The 16,094-nt window shown below is 73.9% G+C and carries 13 protein-coding genes; 4 read left to right on the forward strand and 9 right to left on the reverse strand.

What is annotated here, in order from left to right:
• Positions 1-36 precede the first annotated feature (36 nt).
• Both C6W10_RS18555 and metH read right to left on the reverse strand, forming a co-directional pair.
• Complete coding sequence (locus C6W10_RS18555) at positions 37-2,166, reverse strand: LuxR family transcriptional regulator (RefSeq protein WP_107259161.1); 2,130 nt, start codon at positions 2,164-2,166, stop codon at positions 37-39.
• Between the two features lie 137 nt (positions 2,167-2,303).
• Complete coding sequence (gene metH, locus C6W10_RS18560) at positions 2,304-5,816, reverse strand: methionine synthase (protein ID WP_107259162.1); 3,513 nt, start codon at positions 5,814-5,816, stop codon at positions 2,304-2,306.
• A gap of 302 nt (positions 5,817-6,118) precedes the next feature.
• Here metH and C6W10_RS18565 point away from each other — a divergent pair, with 302 nt between their 5' ends.
• Positions 6,119-6,988, forward strand: a complete 870-nt coding sequence (locus C6W10_RS18565) for a PAC2 family protein (protein ID WP_101366070.1) — start codon at positions 6,119-6,121, stop codon at positions 6,986-6,988.
• A 335-nt stretch (positions 6,989-7,323) separates the two neighbouring features.
• On the forward strand, positions 7,324-8,115 hold the full coding sequence (locus C6W10_RS18570) for a GntR family transcriptional regulator (protein ID WP_101371151.1): 792 nt from the start codon (positions 7,324-7,326) through the stop codon (positions 8,113-8,115).
• Positions 8,116-8,164: 49 nt separating this feature from the next.
• Here C6W10_RS18570 and mshC read toward each other — a convergent pair whose 3' ends face one another.
• From mshC to C6W10_RS18600, 6 genes are all read right to left on the reverse strand, one after another.
• Positions 8,165-9,403: a cysteine--1-D-myo-inosityl 2-amino-2-deoxy-alpha-D-glucopyranoside ligase gene (mshC, locus tag C6W10_RS18575; protein WP_107259163.1), complete on the reverse strand. Its 1,239-nt coding sequence runs from the start codon at positions 9,401-9,403 to the stop codon at positions 8,165-8,167.
• Between the two features lie 119 nt (positions 9,404-9,522).
• Positions 9,523-10,341, reverse strand: coding sequence for an SCO1664 family protein (locus C6W10_RS18580; protein WP_107259164.1), 819 nt, complete (start codon positions 10,339-10,341; stop codon positions 9,523-9,525).
• 31 nt (positions 10,342-10,372) lie between these two features.
• The gene (locus tag C6W10_RS18585) at positions 10,373-10,948 is read right to left on the reverse strand and encodes a DUF3090 domain-containing protein (protein ID WP_107259165.1); all 576 of its coding nucleotides are present in this window, start codon (positions 10,946-10,948) and stop codon (positions 10,373-10,375) included.
• A gap of 112 nt (positions 10,949-11,060) precedes the next feature.
• On the reverse strand, positions 11,061-11,801 hold the full coding sequence (locus C6W10_RS18590) for a histidine phosphatase family protein (RefSeq protein ID WP_107259166.1): 741 nt from the start codon (positions 11,799-11,801) through the stop codon (positions 11,061-11,063).
• 158 nt (positions 11,802-11,959) lie between these two features.
• Complete coding sequence (locus tag C6W10_RS18595; RefSeq protein WP_107259167.1) at positions 11,960-12,793, reverse strand: undecaprenyl-diphosphate phosphatase; 834 nt, start codon at positions 12,791-12,793, stop codon at positions 11,960-11,962.
• A gap of 64 nt (positions 12,794-12,857) precedes the next feature.
• Positions 12,858-13,910 (reverse strand): LLM class F420-dependent oxidoreductase, encoded by a 1,053-nt coding sequence (locus tag C6W10_RS18600; protein WP_107259168.1) that lies wholly within the window; start codon positions 13,908-13,910, stop codon positions 12,858-12,860.
• 181 nt (positions 13,911-14,091) lie between these two features.
• Here C6W10_RS18600 and C6W10_RS18605 point away from each other — a divergent pair, with 181 nt between their 5' ends.
• Complete coding sequence (locus tag C6W10_RS18605) at positions 14,092-15,063, forward strand: aldo/keto reductase (RefSeq protein WP_107259169.1); 972 nt, start codon at positions 14,092-14,094, stop codon at positions 15,061-15,063.
• A 78-nt stretch (positions 15,064-15,141) separates the two neighbouring features.
• A complete protein-coding gene (locus tag C6W10_RS18610; protein ID WP_101366076.1) occupies positions 15,142-15,333 on the forward strand; it encodes a DUF5703 family protein in 192 nt (63 codons plus the stop codon).
• Positions 15,334-15,340: 7 nt separating this feature from the next.
• On the opposite strand, the gene C6W10_RS18615 is transcribed toward C6W10_RS18610, so the two are convergent.
• Positions 15,341-16,009, reverse strand: coding sequence for a hypothetical protein (locus C6W10_RS18615; protein WP_107259170.1), 669 nt, complete (start codon positions 16,007-16,009; stop codon positions 15,341-15,343).
• Positions 16,010-16,094: the final 85 nt, after the last annotated feature.

Raw genomic sequence — 16,094 nt, forward strand, 5'->3', positions numbered from 1 at the left:
TCGGGGCTCGTCCGACCGGGCCGGCCACGGGTCGGATCAGTCCGGCCGCGCCGGCCCGCCCGATTCGGTGCCCGGCGGCGGCCGGGTCGGATCGCCCGGCGCCGGAGTGCGGGTGGCCCAGAGCCGGGCCAGCTCCAGCCGGTTCCGGACGCCAAGTTTCGCGTACACGGCGCGGAGTTGGGCGTCGACGGTGTGGAAGGAGACGAAGAGGCTCGCCGCCGCCTGCTGCTTCGTCGCACCGCCGGCCAGCAGTTCGGCGACCCGGGTCTCGGCGGCGGTCAACGCGTCGAACCCGGCGCCGTGCCGGCTCCTCCGGTCCCCCTCGATCGCCGTCGCGGCGTCGGCGCCGCCCCGGTCCCGGCGCTCCGACGCCACCGGGGCACGCCCCCGGCGTACCGCCCGCTCCTGGTCGCCGGTGGCGCCGAGCCGGCCGAAGAGGGCGGCGGCCTCCTCGGCCGCCCGCCGGACCTGCGCCGGCCCGGCCCCGGGCGTACCGGCCAGGTCGTGCAGCGCGTCGGCCAGCACCGGCCGGGCCGAGGTGGCCCGCAACTGTTCCACCGCACCGCGCAGCAGCTCCGGGTCCCGCTGCACCAGCCCGGCGACGTGCTGCGCGACGCCCCACCACAGTCCGCTCTCCACCCGCTGCGCGATCCGGACCAGATGCTCGGCGAGCTGGTGCGCCCGGTGCTGGTCGCCGAGGAGCAGCACCGCCCGGGTCAGCGCCGGTGCCTGCTGCGGGACGAGGAGCAGTGGGCGCAGCGACCGGTCCAGCACGTCGACGGCGGCTCGGAGCAGCCCGGCGTGCCGGCCGGGTTCCGGATCGAAGGCGGCGGCACCGGCCAGCCGTACCCAGGGCAGCGCGTCGGGCCAGTCCATCGGGGTCTCGACCTCGGCCAGCAGCTCGCGGGCGCGCTCCGGCCGGCCCTGCCGGAAGGCCACCTCCACCAGTACCGCCAGCAGTTCGGCACGGACCTCGTCGGGAAGCCGGTCGGCAGGGTGGCGGCGCAGCGCCAGGCCGGCCCGGGCGGACGCCTCCGGCAGGTCACCGGCACAGACCCGGAGCCGGCAGTCCAGGGCCGCAAGCATCGGCTGCGCCGCCCCGCCCAGGATGCCCAGGTCCACCTCGGCGAAGCGCAGCGCGGTGCCGGCCTCCTCGTGGTCGCCGCCGGCGAGCTGGCAGGCGATCCGCTCGACCCGCAGGAACGCGGCCTGCGCCCGGGCCGCCGGGTCGCTCGGGTCGACCCGGCCGAGCAGCCGCCGGGCGGCCGGCAGGTCCCCGCCGGCCAGCGCGCTCCCGGCCCGGGCCAGCGCCAACCGGATCTCGCCGTCCGGGGTCGGCGCGTCGGCCTGGGCCCGGTCCGCCGCCGCGAGCAGCGCGTCGAAGCCCGGCCGGCCGAGCCGGCCCGCCACGGCGGCCAGGGTGCTCAACAGCCAGCCCCGGTGACCGGGCCGCAGGTCGGGCTGGGCCAGCGCCCGGTCCAGGTAGTCGAAGGCCAGCGACGGCCGGCCGGTGGCGTACCAGGCGCCGAGCCGGCCGAGCAGCAGCGCCCGGTGTCCGGCCCCGGCCCGGTCGGCCGCGATCTCGTCGGCCAGGATCGCCAGCGCCGGTTCGACCCGCCCGGCCAGCATCAGGTGGTCGACCGCGGCCAGCGCCCAGTCGCGGCGCAGCTCCGGACCGAGCGCGGGATCCCGGCCGTCCCGGGCCGCGAGCAGCAGGTCGGCCGCCGTCGACGGGTCGAGGGCCGGATCCGCGACCAGCCGGGAAACCAGGGGTACGTCGACCCGCCCGGCCAGTTCCAGCACCCGGAGCAGGTGCTCGGCGGCCGCCGCCGGACGCGCCTGGTCGGCCAGTACCCCGGCGGCCCGGTGGTGCAGCGCGGCCAGCAGCGACGGCGGGATGCCCCGGCGGACGGCGTCGCGCAGCTCGACCGAGCCGGGCCGCAGGCCGGCCGGCGAGTCCGCCAGCGCACCCCCGGCGATCAGCGCCTCGACGTCGTCGTGCAGCCCCGGACCGGTCCGGTCGGTCATCCGCTCCAGAAACCAGATCTGGCACGGGTCCGCGCAGATCGCCACCGCCCGGAGGATCCACCGCTGGGCCGCGGAGGCGACCGGTAGCCCGTCCGCCGCCGGCCCGCCCGGCCGGTCCAGGGTGAACGACGTGGCCATGGCACCCCCTCGGCGGCGACCGCGCCCGGACCCGAGCCGGATTCGGCCTCCATCCGGAGGTTATCCAGCGCGTTCCCGGCCGTGCCGGAGTTCGCCGGCAATTACCCCGGCCGGTTACCCGGGGTCGGGACGGCCGGTCACCTGGCGTTGAAGTAGCCGGCGTCCGGGTGGTGCACCACGATGGCGTCGGTCGCCTGCTCCGGCACGAGCTGGAACTCCTCGGAGAGCCGGACCCCGATCCGCTCCGCGCCGAGCAGCTCGACCAGCTTCGCCCGGTCCTCCAGGTCGGGGCAGGCCGGATAACCGAACGCGTACCGGCAGCCCCGGTAGTCGGTACGCAGCAGCCCGGCGAGGTCGTCCGGGTCGTCGTCGGCCACGGTACGGCCGTCGGGCAGGGTCAGCTCGGCCCGGATCCGGCGGTGCCAGTACTCGGCGAGTGCCTCGGTGAGCTGCACCGACAGCCCGTGCACCTCCAGGTAGTCGCGGTACTCGTCCCCGGCGAAGAGCTTCGCGGCGTACTCGCCGACCGGCTCCCCGACGGTGACCAGTTGCAGCGCGACGACGTCGAGCCGCTCGCCCCGGGGCCGGAAGAAGTCGGCGAGGCAGAGCCGCCGCTCCTGCCGCTGCCGGGGAAAGCTGAACCGGGCCCGTTCGGCCTCGCCCCGCTCGTCGAGCAGCACCAGGTCGTTGCCGTCGGAGTACGCCGGGAAGTAGCCGTAGACCACCGCCGCCTCCAACACCCGGTCGGCGGCGAGCCGGTCCAGCCAGGAGCGCAGCCGGGGCCGTCCCTCGGTCTCCACCAGCTCCTCGTAGCTCGGCCCGGAGCCGCCGCGCGACCCGCGCAGCCCCCACTGGCCGGCGAAGGTGGCCCGCTCGTCGAGCAGGGCCGCGTAGTCGGCCAGCGGGATGCCCTTCACCACCCGGGTACCGAAGAACGGCGGCGCCGGCACCTCCACGTCGACCGCCACGTCGGAGCGGACCGAGGCGTCGGAGAGTTCCGGCAGGGATGCCGCCACCCGGGTCCGCTGCCGGTCCCGGCGGGCCCGCCGGGCGGCCAGCGCCGCCTCCCGCTCGGCGTCCACCACCGGGGCGCCGCCGCGCTTCGCCGCCATCAACCGGTCCATCAGGGACAGTCCCTCGAAGGCGTCCCGGGCGTAGTGCACTTCGCCGGGGTACGTCGACCGGAGGTCGTCCTCGACGTACGACCGGGTCAGCGCCGCACCGCCGAGCAGTACCGGCCAACGCCCGGCGACCCCCCGGGACGCCATCTCGGCGAGGTTCTCCTTCATCACCACGGTGCTCTTCACCAGCAGCCCGGACATCCCGACGGCGTCGACGGCATGCTCCTCGGCCGCCTCCAGGATCGCCGCGATCGGCTGCTTGATGCCGATGTTGACCACCTCGTAGCCGTTGTTGGTCAGGATGATGTCCACCAGGTTCTTGCCGATGTCGTGCACGTCGCCCTTGACGGTGGCGAGCACGATCCGGCCCTTGCCGCCGTCGTCGGACTTCTCCATGTGCGGTTCGAGGTGGCCCACCGCCGCCTTCATCACCTCGGCCGACTGGAGCACGAACGGCAGCTGCATCTGGCCGGCGCCGAAGAGCTCGCCGACCACCCTCATCCCGTCCAGCAGCAGGTCGTTGACGATGGCCAGCGCCGGGCGGCCGGTCAACGCCTCGTCGAGGTCGGCCTCCAGGCCGTTGCGCTCGCCGTCGATCACCCGCCGCTTCAGCCGTTCGTCGACCGGCAGCGCGGCCAACTCCTCCGCCCGGGTGGCCCGGGCCGAGGCGGCGTCCACCCCCTCGAAGAGTTCGATGAACCGGGCCACCGGGTCGTGGCCGGGCCGGCGCCGGTCGTAGACCAGGTCCAGCGCCGCCTCGCGCTGCTCGTCCGGGATCCTGGCCATCGGCAGGATCTTGCTGGCGTGCACGATCGCGCTGGTCAGGCCGGCCTGCACGCACTCGTGCAGGAAGACCGAGTTGAGCACCTGCCGGGCCGCCGGGTTCAGCCCGAACGAGACGTTCGAGATGCCGAGCGTGAAGTTGACCCCGGGATAGCGGCGGGCGATCTCCCGGATCGCCTCGATCGTCTCGATGCCGTCCCGCCGGGTCTCCTCCTGGCCGGTGGCGACCGGGAAGGTGAGGCAGTCGACCAGGATGTCGCGGCGGTCGATCCCCCACCGGCCGGTGAGGTCGTCGATCAGCCGGGACGCCACCCGTACCTTCCAGTCGGCGGTCCGGGCCTGACCCTCCTCGTCGATGGTCAGCGCCACCACCGCGGCGCCGTGCTCGCGGACCAGCGGCAGCACCCGGGCGTACCGGGAGTCGGGGCCGTCGCCGTCCTCGAAGTTCACCGAGTTGACCACGCACCGGCCGCCGAGCATCTCAAGCCCGGCCTCGATCACCGCCGGCTCGGTCGAGTCGAGCATGATCGGCAGGGTGGAGGCGGTGGCGAACCGGCCGGCGATCTCCCGCATGTCGCGTACGCCGTCCCGGCCGACGTAGTCGACGCAGAGGTCGAGCAGGTGCGAACCGTCCCGGGCCTGGCTGCGGGCGATCTCGACACACGCCTGCCAGTCACCGGCCAGCATCGCCTCCCGGAACGCCCTGGAGCCGTTGGCGTTGGTGCGCTCGCCGACCATCAGCACGCTGGCGTCCTGGGCGAACGGCACCTGGTGGTAGAGGCTGGCCACCCCCGGCTCCGGCTCGGGCGTCCGGGGCGGCACCGCCACGCCACCGAGCCGGTCCACCACCGCCCGGATGTGCGCGGGCGTGGTACCGCAGCAGCCGCCGACCAGGCAGAGCCCGTACTCCTCGACGAAGCCGGCCAGCGCCTCCGCCAACTCCTCCGGGGTCAGCGGATAGCGGGCCCCGTCGGCGGTCAGCTCCGGCAGCCCGGCGTTCGGCATCACCGACAGCGGGATCCGGGCGTGCCGGGACAGGTGGCGCAGGTGCTCGGTCATCTCGGCCGGCCCGGTGGCGCAGTTGAGCCCGATCAGGTCGATGCCGAGCGGCTCCAGCGCGGTCAGCGCCGCGCCGATCTCGGTGCCCAGCAGCATCGTGCCGGTGGTCTCGACCGTGACGTGGCAGATCACCGGCAGCTCCCGGCCGGCCTCGGCCAGCGCCCGCCGGGCCCCGACGACCGCCGCCCTGACCTGGAGCAGGTCCTGGCAGGTTTCGACGATCAGCCCGTCCGCGCCGCCGGCGACCAGCCCGGCCGCGTTGGCCTGGTACGCGTCGCGCAGTTCGGCGTAGCCGAGGTGGCCCAGGGTCGGCAGCTTGGTCCCCGGCCCCATCGCGCCGAGCACGTACCGGGGCCGGTCCGGGGTACCCGCCGCGTCGGCGGCCTGCCGGGCCAGCCGGGCGCCGGCCTCGGCCAGCTCGGCGATCCGGTGCTCGATGCCGTACTCGCGCAGCGCGGAGAGGTTCGTCCCGAAGGTGTTCGTCTCGACGCAGTCGGCCCCGGCGGCGAGGTACCCGTCGTGCACCGACCGGACGACGTCGGGCCGGCTCACGTTGAGTATCTCGTTGCAGCCCTCGTGCCCCTCGAAGTCGTCCAGGGTCAGCTCGGCCGCCTGCAACATCGTCCCCATCGCGCCGTCGGCGACCAGTACCCGGCCGCCCAGGGCGTCACGTAGCGGAGTCGGCACGACTTCAGGCTAGTCCGGCGGGGGTGCTGACAACCGGACGTGGGCGTACCATTGCCGAACGTACGGTCCGCCGGGCAATCGCCCTTTCTGTCCTGGTTGTCCGGGCCGGTCCGATGGTGGTCGACCTGCCGGACCGCTCCCCCGGCGGGCCGAGCCGGCGCGGCCGGCGGGCCGCATCCGAGTCAGGGACGTAGGCTGACGGACGTGAGGGACAACAGGGACGGCACCAGGCACATCGGGGGCACCACCACGCGGCTCCGGACCGCCCGGCTCGGCCGTGGCACGCACGCTGGGGGTAGGGCGTGACCGAGTTCGACGGGCTGCCCGAGCTGCGCTCGCCGGTCGCGATCGCGGCCTTCGAGGGCTGGAACGACGCGGCCGACGCCTCCACCGCGGCGGTCGAACACCTCGAACAGGTGTGGCAGGCGCGCCAGATCACCGAACTGGACCCCGAGGACTTCTACGACTTCCAGGTGAGCCGACCGACGATCACGATGGCCGACGGCGAGACCCGCCGGGTCGAGTGGCCGACCACCCGGTTCATGCGGGCCAGCCCGGACGGTACGGACCGCGACGTCGTGCTGATCCGGGGCATCGAGCCCAGCATGCGCTGGCGCACCTTCTGCGAGCAGGTGCTGGAGCTCTGCCACAGCCTCGAAATCAACCGGATCGTGCTACTCGGCGCGCTGCTCGCCGACGTGCCGTACACCCGGCCGCTGCCGATCAGCGGCAGCGCCTCGGACAAGGACGCCGCCGAGCGCTACCAGCTCACCCCGACCCGCTACGACGGCCCGACCGGGATCGTCGGGGTACTGCACGACGCCGCCACCCGGGCCGAGGTCGACGCCGTCTCGTTCTGGGTGCACGTGCCGCACTACGCCAACAACCCGCCCTGCCCGAAGGCGACGCTGGCCCTGCTGCACCGGGTCGAGGAGGTGCTCGACCTCCCCGTCCCGATGTCGGAGCTGGCCGAGGAGGCCGCCGAGTGGGAGCAGCGGGTCCGCACCGCCGCCGAGCAGGACGCCGAACTCGGCGAGTACGTCCGCGAGCTGGAGGAACGGGTCGGCGACGCCGGCATCCAGCCGCTGACCGGTGACGAGATCGCCCAGGAGTTCGAGAAGTACCTGCGGCGGCGCGGCGGCTCCGCCGGCCCCACCGCCGGCTCCTGGTGACCGCTGCCAGCTCCCGGTGAACGCCTCGGGTCCCTGGTGACCGCTGCCGACTCGCCGACGGTCCGCCGTTGGTGAGTCGGCCGGACCGGGGGCCCTCGTGTATCTGCCGACCGATGGGCTTCCGGTTCTTCGGCGCTCCTTCGGCCGCTTCCTCGGCCGCTTCTTCGGCCGGTTACCGGCCACTTGCCGACGCTGACCGACCGTTTCCCGACGCTGAACCGCCGCCGCTTCCCGATTCTCGGCGTGAGCGTTCCGGTTGCCCGGCGCACACCCCGTACGGCATCCTAGGAACCTAGCGTTATTGCTGGATCATGTCCTGGGCGGACGGAGGAGCGGTGCAGATCAATCCCGGAGCGGCCGAGTTCCCCCACCGGCAGATCGCCGGCCAGTTGCGGGCGAGGATCCGGGCGGGCGACTGGGCGGCCGGTGAGCGGCTCCCCTCCATCCCCGCCATCGCCGAGATGTTCGGGGTGGCCAAGCAGACCGTGCAGCGCGCCATCGACCAACTCCGGGTGGAGGGCGTGCTGATCACCAAGCCGGGCTCCGGGACGTACGTACGAGGCACCCGGCGCCGGCTCAACCGGCTATCCCGGGGCCGGTACGGCGGCCACCGGGGCTACCACGCCGACCTGGCCGCCCGGTACCGGCAACAGCTGGTACAGGTCGGCCGGGCACCGGCCCCGCCGGAGGTCGCCGACGCCTTCGGGGTGCCCGACGGCACCGAACTGATCGTCCGGCGGCACCTGGTCCGCACCGAGGAGGTCCCGGTGGAGGTGGGCGCCTCCTGGTTCCGCACCGCCGACGCCGCCGGCACCAGCCTGGAGCGGATGGAGGCGTACGGCCGGCCGCTCTACCAGGAGGCCGAGGAGGCGATCGGCCGGCGCTACGTCTCGGCGACCGACCAGATCAGCGCCCGGCAGCCGAGCCGGGAGGAGGCGGAGATCCTCCAGATCCGCCCCGACACGCCCGTGCTGCACCTGCTGCACGTCGCCTACGACGCCAGCCACCGGCCGATCGAGGTGGCCCAGGCGACCTGGCCCGGCCCGATGACCACGCTGACCGAGCAGTACCAGGTGCCCGGCCCGGCGCCGGAGGCCGACCCGGACCCGGGACTGGTGCTCGGCTGAGTGCCGCCCCTGAGGTCCCCTCGCGAGACGGAGGGGACCTCGCGGGCGGTCAGAGCTTGATGCCGAGCAGCGCGTCCACGGTGGCGGCCATCAGGTCCGGCGCGGCCGGATCGGCACCGGACCGGGCCAGCGCCGCATCCGCCCAGCGGTCCACCAGGGCCAACGCGCCCGGCGTGTCCAGGTCGTCGGCGAGCCGTTCGCGTACCCCGGCCAGCAGCTCCGGGCCGGCGGGCCCGGACGGCCCGGCGGCGGCCTCCCGCCACCGGGCCAGCCGCGAGGTGGCGTCCTTGAGCAGGTCGTCGGTCCACTCCCGGTCGCTGCGGTAGTGGCCGGCGAGCAGCGCGAGCCGGACCGCCATCGGGTCGACGTGGTCGGCCCGGAGCCGGGAGACGAAGACCAGGTTCCCCTTCGACTTCGACATCTTCTCGCCGTCCAGGCCGATCATCCCGGCGTGTACGTAGTGCCGGGCGAACGGCTCCGCCCCGGTGAGCCGCTCGGCGTGCGCCGCCGAACACTCGTGGTGCGGGAAGACCAGGTCGTTGCCGCCGCCTTGGACGTCGATGGTCTCGCCGAGCAGCGCCATCGCGATCACCGCACACTCGATGTGCCAGCCCGGCCGCCCGGGGCCCAGCGGGCCGCCCTCCCAGGCCGGTTCGCCGTCCCGGGCGCCACGCCAGAGCAGCGGATCGAGCGGATCCCGCTTGCCGGCCCGGTCCGGATCCCCGCCCCGCTCGGCGAAGTAGTCGAGCATCTCCGCCCGGGAGAGGTTCGACTCGTAGCCGAACCGGGGCGCGGCGGAGATGTCGAAGTAGACGTCCCCGGTGCCGTCGTCGAGCCGGTACGCGGCACCGTCGTCGAGCAGCACCCGGACCTTCTCGGCGATCGCCGGGATCGACTCGACGGCGCCGACGTAGTGGGCGGGCGGGATCATCCGCAGCGCCTCCATGTCCTCCCGGAACAGCGCGGTCTCCCGCATCGCCAGGACCACCCAGTCCTCGCCGTCCCGTTCGGCCCGCTCCAGCAGCGGATCGTCGATGTCGGTGACGTTCTGCACGTAGCTGACCTGATGGCCGCCGTCCCGCCACACCCGCTGTACGAGGTCGAAGGCGATCATCGTCGCGGCATGCCCCAGATGGGTCGCGTCGTACGGAGTGATCCCGCAGACGTACATCGTCGCCGGCCCGGAGGGGCGGGTCGGGTGCACGCCGCGGCGTGCCGAGTCGTACAGCGCGAGCCGCGGTCCCCTGCCCGGCAGCCGCGGAATCTCGTGACCCATCCAGGTTTCCATGGTCACCAGCCTAGTCAGCCGGACCGACGCGAATCTCCGGCGCGACGGCAGGGGTGATCAGATCGACAGCACCGCCCGGCCCGCCCGGAAACCCGGGACGGCTGCGCCGGAGGCGCGGCTCAGATCGGCGGCCAGGGGATGGCCGGCCACTCCTCGGAGGGCTCCGGAAACCGGGCCGTCGCCAGCAGCCGGTCGACCCGGCGGGCCAGCGCGGCGACCTCGCCGAGGGTCAGGTGCTCGGCCAGGCTCTCCCCCAGCGGGCCGGTCAGCCCCCGGGACAGCTCGGTCAGCATCTCCAGCGCGTCCGGCGGCAGGTCCCGGCCCGCCCAGCCCCAGAGCACCGTGCGGAGCTTCTCCTCGAAGTGGAAGCAGACGCCGTGGTCGACGCCGTAGATCCGGTCGTCCGGCCCGACGAGCACGTGCCCGCCCTTGCGGTCCGCGTTGTTGATCACCGCGTCGAGGACGGCGAGCCGAGCCAGCCGGGGGTCGTCGGCGTGCGCCAGGGCGTACGGGGCGCCGTCCTCGTCCCGGGCGGCCGCGACCCGGAACCACCGGGCCGGCAGGCTCCGGGCCGGTACGAACCCGACCAGCGGCTCGGCCTGCTCCGGCTCGTCGATCCAGAGCTGGCAGGCGCCGGGGCCGAGCGGACCGTCCCGCAGAACGGTCGGCGGGACCAGGTCCCACCCGGTGGCCCGGGAGAGCAGGTACGCCGAGACCTCCCGACCGGCCAGGGTCCCGTCCGGGAAGTCCCAGAGCGGCCGCTCACCCCGGATCGGCTTGTAGACGCAGCGGGCGGTCACCCCGTCCAGGGTCAGAAACCCCCGCAGGGTCGTGTTGGAGGCGTCGACCAGCCGACCCTCCAGCTCGAATTCGCCCCCTTCCAGGAGGCGCAGCGCGTCGCTTTCGTCCAGCACGGGTCGCAGTTCGGAGGAGGTCACCGGGGCGGTCCCGGCGGCAGCACGGCGACCGTCACCGGTGGTAGCCGTTGTGTCGGGGACAGAGGTGGCCGGCCGGGTCGAGCGGCTGGCCGCAGAGCGGGCACGGCGGCCGGCCGGCCGCCACCACCCGGCGGGCCCGCTCGATGAACTCGCGGGCCGCCTGCGGGGTCAACCGGACCCGGAGCCGGTCGAGGTCGTCGTCGGGCTCCTCCTCGTCCTCGTCGACCTCTTCCTCGCCGCCGAGTTCGACCTCCGCCTCGGCCTCGCCGGCCGCGATCGCCTCGATCACGACCGTCGCGGTGTCGACGTCGAAGGCGAGACCGAGGGTGCCGACCCGGAACTCCTCGTCGACCGGCGTGTCCAGCGGCTCGTTGTCGGAGGTGACCGGGGGCGGCTCGGGCAGCTCGACACCGAACCGCCGGTGCGCCTCGGTCAGCAGCTCCTCCAGCTTCTCGGCCAGCAGCGAGACCTGGACCTTCTCCAGGGCGACGCTGACCAGCCGGCCCCCGCCGCGCGCCTGGAGGAAGAACGTCCGCTCACCCGGCGGACCCACAGTTCCGGCGACGAACCGCTCGGGCGGCTCGAATGCGTGCACCTGGTGGGTCATACCCACGACCCTATCCGGCCCGGTACCACACCGCGCAGCCCACCGACCCGAATCACCGTACGCCCCGGTCCGGTCGCTGCGGGGCACCGCCCGGGTCGGTGGCGCCGCCCGGTCACCGCCGCCGCCCGGCGGGGCCAGCCGATCCGGCGCCGGCCACCCCCACCCCACCGCCGACCGCCGCGTCGGAGGAGACCGGGCGGGCCCGGCGGCGCCGGGTCGGGCGCGGCGGGACCAGGCTGGTCAGGTCACCGCCGGTGTCGTTGAGCCGCAGCACGAACGGGCGGACCGGGGTGTAGCGGATCCCGGTCACCGAGCCCGGGTCGGCCACGATCCGCTGGAACTGGTCCAGGTGTACGCCCATCGCGTCCGCCACGATGGCCTTGATCACGTCGCCGTGGCTGCACGCCAGCCAGACCGCCTCCGGCCCGTGCTCGGCGGTGATCCGGGCGTCCCAGCGGCGTACCGCCTCGACCGCCCGGGCCGCCATCCCGGCCATCGACTCCCCGTCCGGAAAGACCGCCGCGCTCGGGTGCTGCTGCACCACCTGCCACAGTGGATCCTTGGCCAGCTTCTTCAGCGGCTGGCCCTGCCAGGCGCCGTAGTCGCACTCGACGAGCCCCTCCTCGACCGTCGGTACGGCGTCGGGCAGCGCCAGCTCCAGCGTCTGCCGGCACCGGATCAGCGGGCTGGTCACCACCGCCGCCAGCGGGATCGCCCGGAGCCGGCCGCCCACCGCCGTCGCCTGGGCCCGGCCGGTCTCGTCGAGTTCCACGGGTTGCCGTCCGGCCAGGCCGCCGTCGGCGTTCGCCGTGGTCCGGCCGTGCCGGAGGAGCAGAAGGGTCGCCACGACCACACCCTACGTTCCGGCCGTCCGGCCGCCCCGGCGAGCCGCCAGGTCGGCCGCCCCGACCGGAGGGTCACCGGCCCGGCGGCCGGGCCCCGGTGACGGCCGGCGGGCCGACCACCGACGGCCGTGGCGGGTGGATCAGGTGGCCGGCCGTGCCGGGTGGATCAGGTGGCGCTGATCGTGCCGGTCAGCAGCAGGGCCAGGACCAGGCTGCCCAGCGCCACCCGGTAGAGCACGAAGACGTAGAGGGTGTGGTGCGCGACATAGCGCAGCAGCCAGGCGATGGCGGCGTAGCCGACCCCGAAGGCGATCACCGTGGCCACGATCATCTGCGCCGGGGTCGGGATCGAGCCGCCGCCGCTGGTGTCGAAGACGTCGGGGAGGCTGAAGATCCCGGACATCACCACCGCCGGAATGGCCAGCAGGAAGGAGTACCGGGCCGCCGCCTCGCGGGTCAGGTTGAGGAAGAGCCCGGCGGTCAGCGTGCCGCCGGACCGGGACACCCCGGGGATCAGCGCCATCGCCTGGGCGAAGCCCATCACGACGCCGTCCTTGAGGGTGAAGTTCTCCAGCCGGCGGGTCTGCCGGCCCCAGTACTCGGCGAAGGCGAGCACGAAGGCGAAGACGATCAGCGTGGTGGCGACCAGCCAGAGGTTCCGGGCGGTGTCCCGGATCTGGTCCTTGAAGAGGAAGCCGAAGACGCCGATCGGGATCGAGCCGATGATGACGTACCAGCCCATCCGGTAGTCGAGGCTCGACCGCACGGACTTGTCCCAGATCCCGACCACCCAGACCCGGGTGATCCGCCAGATGTCCTTGGCGAAGTAGAGCAGTACGGCCGCCTCGGTGCCGAGCTGGGTGACCGCGGTGAACGACGCCCCGGCGTCCTGGTCGAAAAAGATCGCCGAGGTGATCCGTAGATGACCCGACGAACTGACCGGCAGGAACTCGGTGAGGCCCTGGACGATCCCCAGGACGATTGCCTCGATCCAGCTCACCCGCGCACCCCGCTCGTTCCCGTACCCCGCCGCTCGCCCGCCGGCCCGTGCTCTCCCGGCCCGCTCACTCGCCGACCCCGGCGAGGTCCAGCGCCTCGGCGCAGGTACGCAGGGTCTCGATCCCGCTCTCCGCGTCGGCGACGAAGAGGGTCAGCGAGAGCGTGGTGACGCCGGCAGCGGCGTACTCGCGCATCCGGTCGGCGATCCGCTCCTTCGGGCCGAGCAGCGAGGTCCGGTCGATGAACTCCAGTGGTACGGCCGCCGCCGCGTCGCGCTGCCGCTTCGCCAGGTAGAGGTCCTGCACCTCGCGGGCGGCGTCGCCGTACCCCATCCGGGTGGCGAGCTGGTTGTAGAAGTTCTGCTCCCGGCTGCCCATCCCGCCGACGTAGAGCGCGGCGTACCAGCGGACCAGCTCGGCGCAGGCGGCGACGTCGTCACCGACCACCACCGGCACGCTGGGCACCACGTCGAAGCCGGCGAGTTCCTTGCCGACCTTCGCCCGGCCGGCGGTCACCGCGCCGAGCTGCTCGGCGGCGAACTCCGGCGCGTAGAAGATCGCCAGCCAGCCGTCGGCGATCTCACCGGCGAGTTCGAGGTTCTTCGGCCCGACCGCGGCCAGGTAGATCGGGATCTCCTCCCGGGGCGGATGGAAGCCGAGCCGGAGCGCCTTGCCGGGGCCGTCCGGCAGCGGTAGGCGGTAGTGCGCGCCGTCGTACTCCACCGGCTTGCGGGCGATGGCCAGCTTGACGATGTCGACGTACTCCCGGGTCCGGGCCAGCGGCTTGGCGAACCGCACCCCGTGCCAGCCCTCCGAGACCTGCGGGCCGGAGACGCCGAGACCGAGCCGGAACCGGCCGCCGGAGACGGCGTCGATGGTGGCGGCGGTCATCGCGGTCGCCGCCGGGCTGCGGGCCGGGATCTGCATCACCGCCGAGCCGACGTCGATCCGCTCGGTCTGCCCGGCCAGCCAGGCGAGCATGCTGGGCGAGTCCGAGCCGTACGCCTCCGCCGCCCAGACCACCGAGTAGCCGAGCCGGTCCGCCTCCCGGGTGAGGGCGAGGTGGTCCGCCGGAGTGCTCCACGCCGTCTGGTATCCGAGGCTGAGCCCGAGTCGCACTGCTTCTTCTCCCCCATCCGTGGCGCAAGTCGCATCAGGGTACGCAATGACCCCCGACCCTCCTCCGCTGACCCGCCGATGCCGGACCCGTGCCTGGACGTCGTTTTTGTACCTCTCGACCCGCAGCGGGATGGCGGGAGCGAGGATATCGGCGGGGCGATGTTCTGAATAAGGTTCAACCATGCAACAGCGACCGCTCGGCCGAAGCGGGCTGGCGGTTTCCCGGCTCGCGCTCGGCACCATGACCTGGGGTCGGGACACCGATGCGGACGACGCTGCCGCGCAACTGAAGAGTTACCTGGACGCCGGTGGCAACATCGTCGACACGGCCGACGTCTACGGCGACGGGGACGCCGAGGCGGTGATCGGCTCGCTGCTCGGCACCCTGGTCCCCCGCGACGACCTGCTGATCGCCACCAAGGCGGGGCTGCGGCCCGGTCCCGGCCGCCGCCGGGACACCTCCCGGGGCCACCTGCTGCGCACCCTGGACGCCTCGCTGCGCCGGCTCGGCACCGACCACGTCGACCTGTGGCAGGTGCACGGCTACGACCCGGCCACCCCGCTGGAGGAGACGCTGGCCGCGCTGGACCACGCGGTGACCAGCGGCCGGGTGCGCTACGTCGGGGTCTCCAACTTTTCCGGCTGGCAGACCGCCCGGGCCGCCACCTGGCAGGCGGCGTTCCCCGGCCGGGCGCCGGTGGTCGCCGCCCAGGTGGAGTATTCCCTGCTGGAGCGCGGCATCGAGCGGGAGCTGCTGCCCGCCTGCGAGGAGCTCGGGCTCGGCGTCCTGCCCTGGTCACCGCTGGGTCGCGGGGTGCTGACCGGGAAATACCGGCACGGCCGACCGGCCGACTCCCGGGCCGCCTCGGCACACTTCGAACCCTTCGTCGCCCGCTATCTGGAGCCGCGCTGCTCCAGCATCGTGGAGGCGGTGGCGACCGCGGCCGGCGGACTGGGCGTGTCACCGCTGGAGGTGGCGCTGGCCTGGGTCCGGGACCGGCCCGGGGTGGTCGCCCCGATCCTCGGCGCCCGCACCGTTGGTCAGCTGCTCGGCGCACTCCAGGTGGAGCGGATGACGCTGCCGCTGGAGATCACCCGGGCCCTCGACGACGTCTCGTCCGTCCCGGTCGGCTACCCGGAACGGGACAGCTGACCCCGGACGGGGACACGGCACACCGCACCGGCGCGGAAGGACTGGTGCCGCCCCGCGCGCGTGGGCAGGATAGAGGACATGGACTACGAATACGCGCCATTGCGGTTACCGCCGAATGTCGACCGGAAGACCGCAATGGCGCAACTGGCGATCCAGGCCGAGTTCTCCGGCTGGGAGCTGGCCCGGGTGCGACTGTTCCGGGACGGCACCCGACAGGTGGTGCTGCGCCGCCGGGTGGCCAACCAGTCGCAACCGGGCCTCTCCTACTGAACCACCCCTACCGGGCCCGCTCGGTCTCCTCGTCGGCGTCCGACAGGAACGGGTGCTCGTCCAGCCGACCGACGAGCCGGTCGTCGGCCCCCGGCGTGAACGGTCCGCTGCTGTCCTCGTCGTCGAAGGACTCCAGGTCGAGCGGGACGGAGACCTCGCTGACCATCACCACGCCGTCCAGCGGCTCCAGCTCGGGGATGTCGAGGGCGCCCAGCGACCCGTCCCCGGTCTGCAACAGCTCCAGCACCGCCTCGCCGACACCCTCCACCACCGGCGACTCCTCGTCCTCCGGTACGGCGGCCCGCCGGGCGGCCTGGGCCACCCGGAGCAGGGCGGCGACGCTCGGCACCCGGTAGTCGCGCCGGTGGCGTACGGAGAGGACCAGCGGGTGCGGGTCGCTCGGCTCGGAGCCGTCGGCACCGCCCAGGCCCACCCCGAAGCGCTCGTCCGCCTCGTCCGGGTCGATCGCCTCCACGTCCCAGGGCGTGACCTCGCCGAAGGCGTCGAGCAGTTGCTCGTCGTACTCGTACGACGCGTTGTTGAGCTCGACGTACGCCTGCCAGACGGCATCGTCGTCGATCCGGCCCTCGGCGGCCCGGACGGCGGCGAGGTGCGCCCGAGCGGTCTCGATGACCCGTTCCAGGGCGGCGTCCAGCTCGGCGTGCTGGTCGGTCATGGTGTGGCCTGTCCCTTCGCTGCGATGTCGCCGGCCCGCCGAGCCCGGCGCGGGCGGGAAGTCGATACGCCGACGCGGCCGGGAC

It is taken from the genome of Plantactinospora sp. BB1 (assembly GCF_003030385.1).
GTDB lineage: Bacteria > Actinomycetota > Actinomycetes > Mycobacteriales > Micromonosporaceae > Plantactinospora.

Coding starts and splice junctions, on each gene's coding strand:
- C6W10_RS18605 (WP_107259169.1), top strand. CDS start 14,092: ATGCAACAGCGACCGCTCGGCCGAAGCGGGCTGGCGGTTTCCCGGCTC.
- C6W10_RS18585 (WP_107259165.1), bottom strand. CDS start 10,948: ATGACCCACCAGGTGCACGCATTCGAGCCGCCCGAGCGGTTCGTCGCC.
- C6W10_RS18610 (WP_101366076.1), top strand. CDS start 15,142: ATGGACTACGAATACGCGCCATTGCGGTTACCGCCGAATGTCGACCGG.
- C6W10_RS18615 (WP_107259170.1), bottom strand. CDS start 16,009: ATGACCGACCAGCACGCCGAGCTGGACGCCGCCCTGGAACGGGTCATC.
- mshC (WP_107259163.1), bottom strand. CDS start 9,403: ATGGAAACCTGGATGGGTCACGAGATTCCGCGGCTGCCGGGCAGGGGA.
- C6W10_RS18555 (WP_107259161.1), bottom strand. CDS start 2,166: ATGGCCACGTCGTTCACCCTGGACCGGCCGGGCGGGCCGGCGGCGGAC.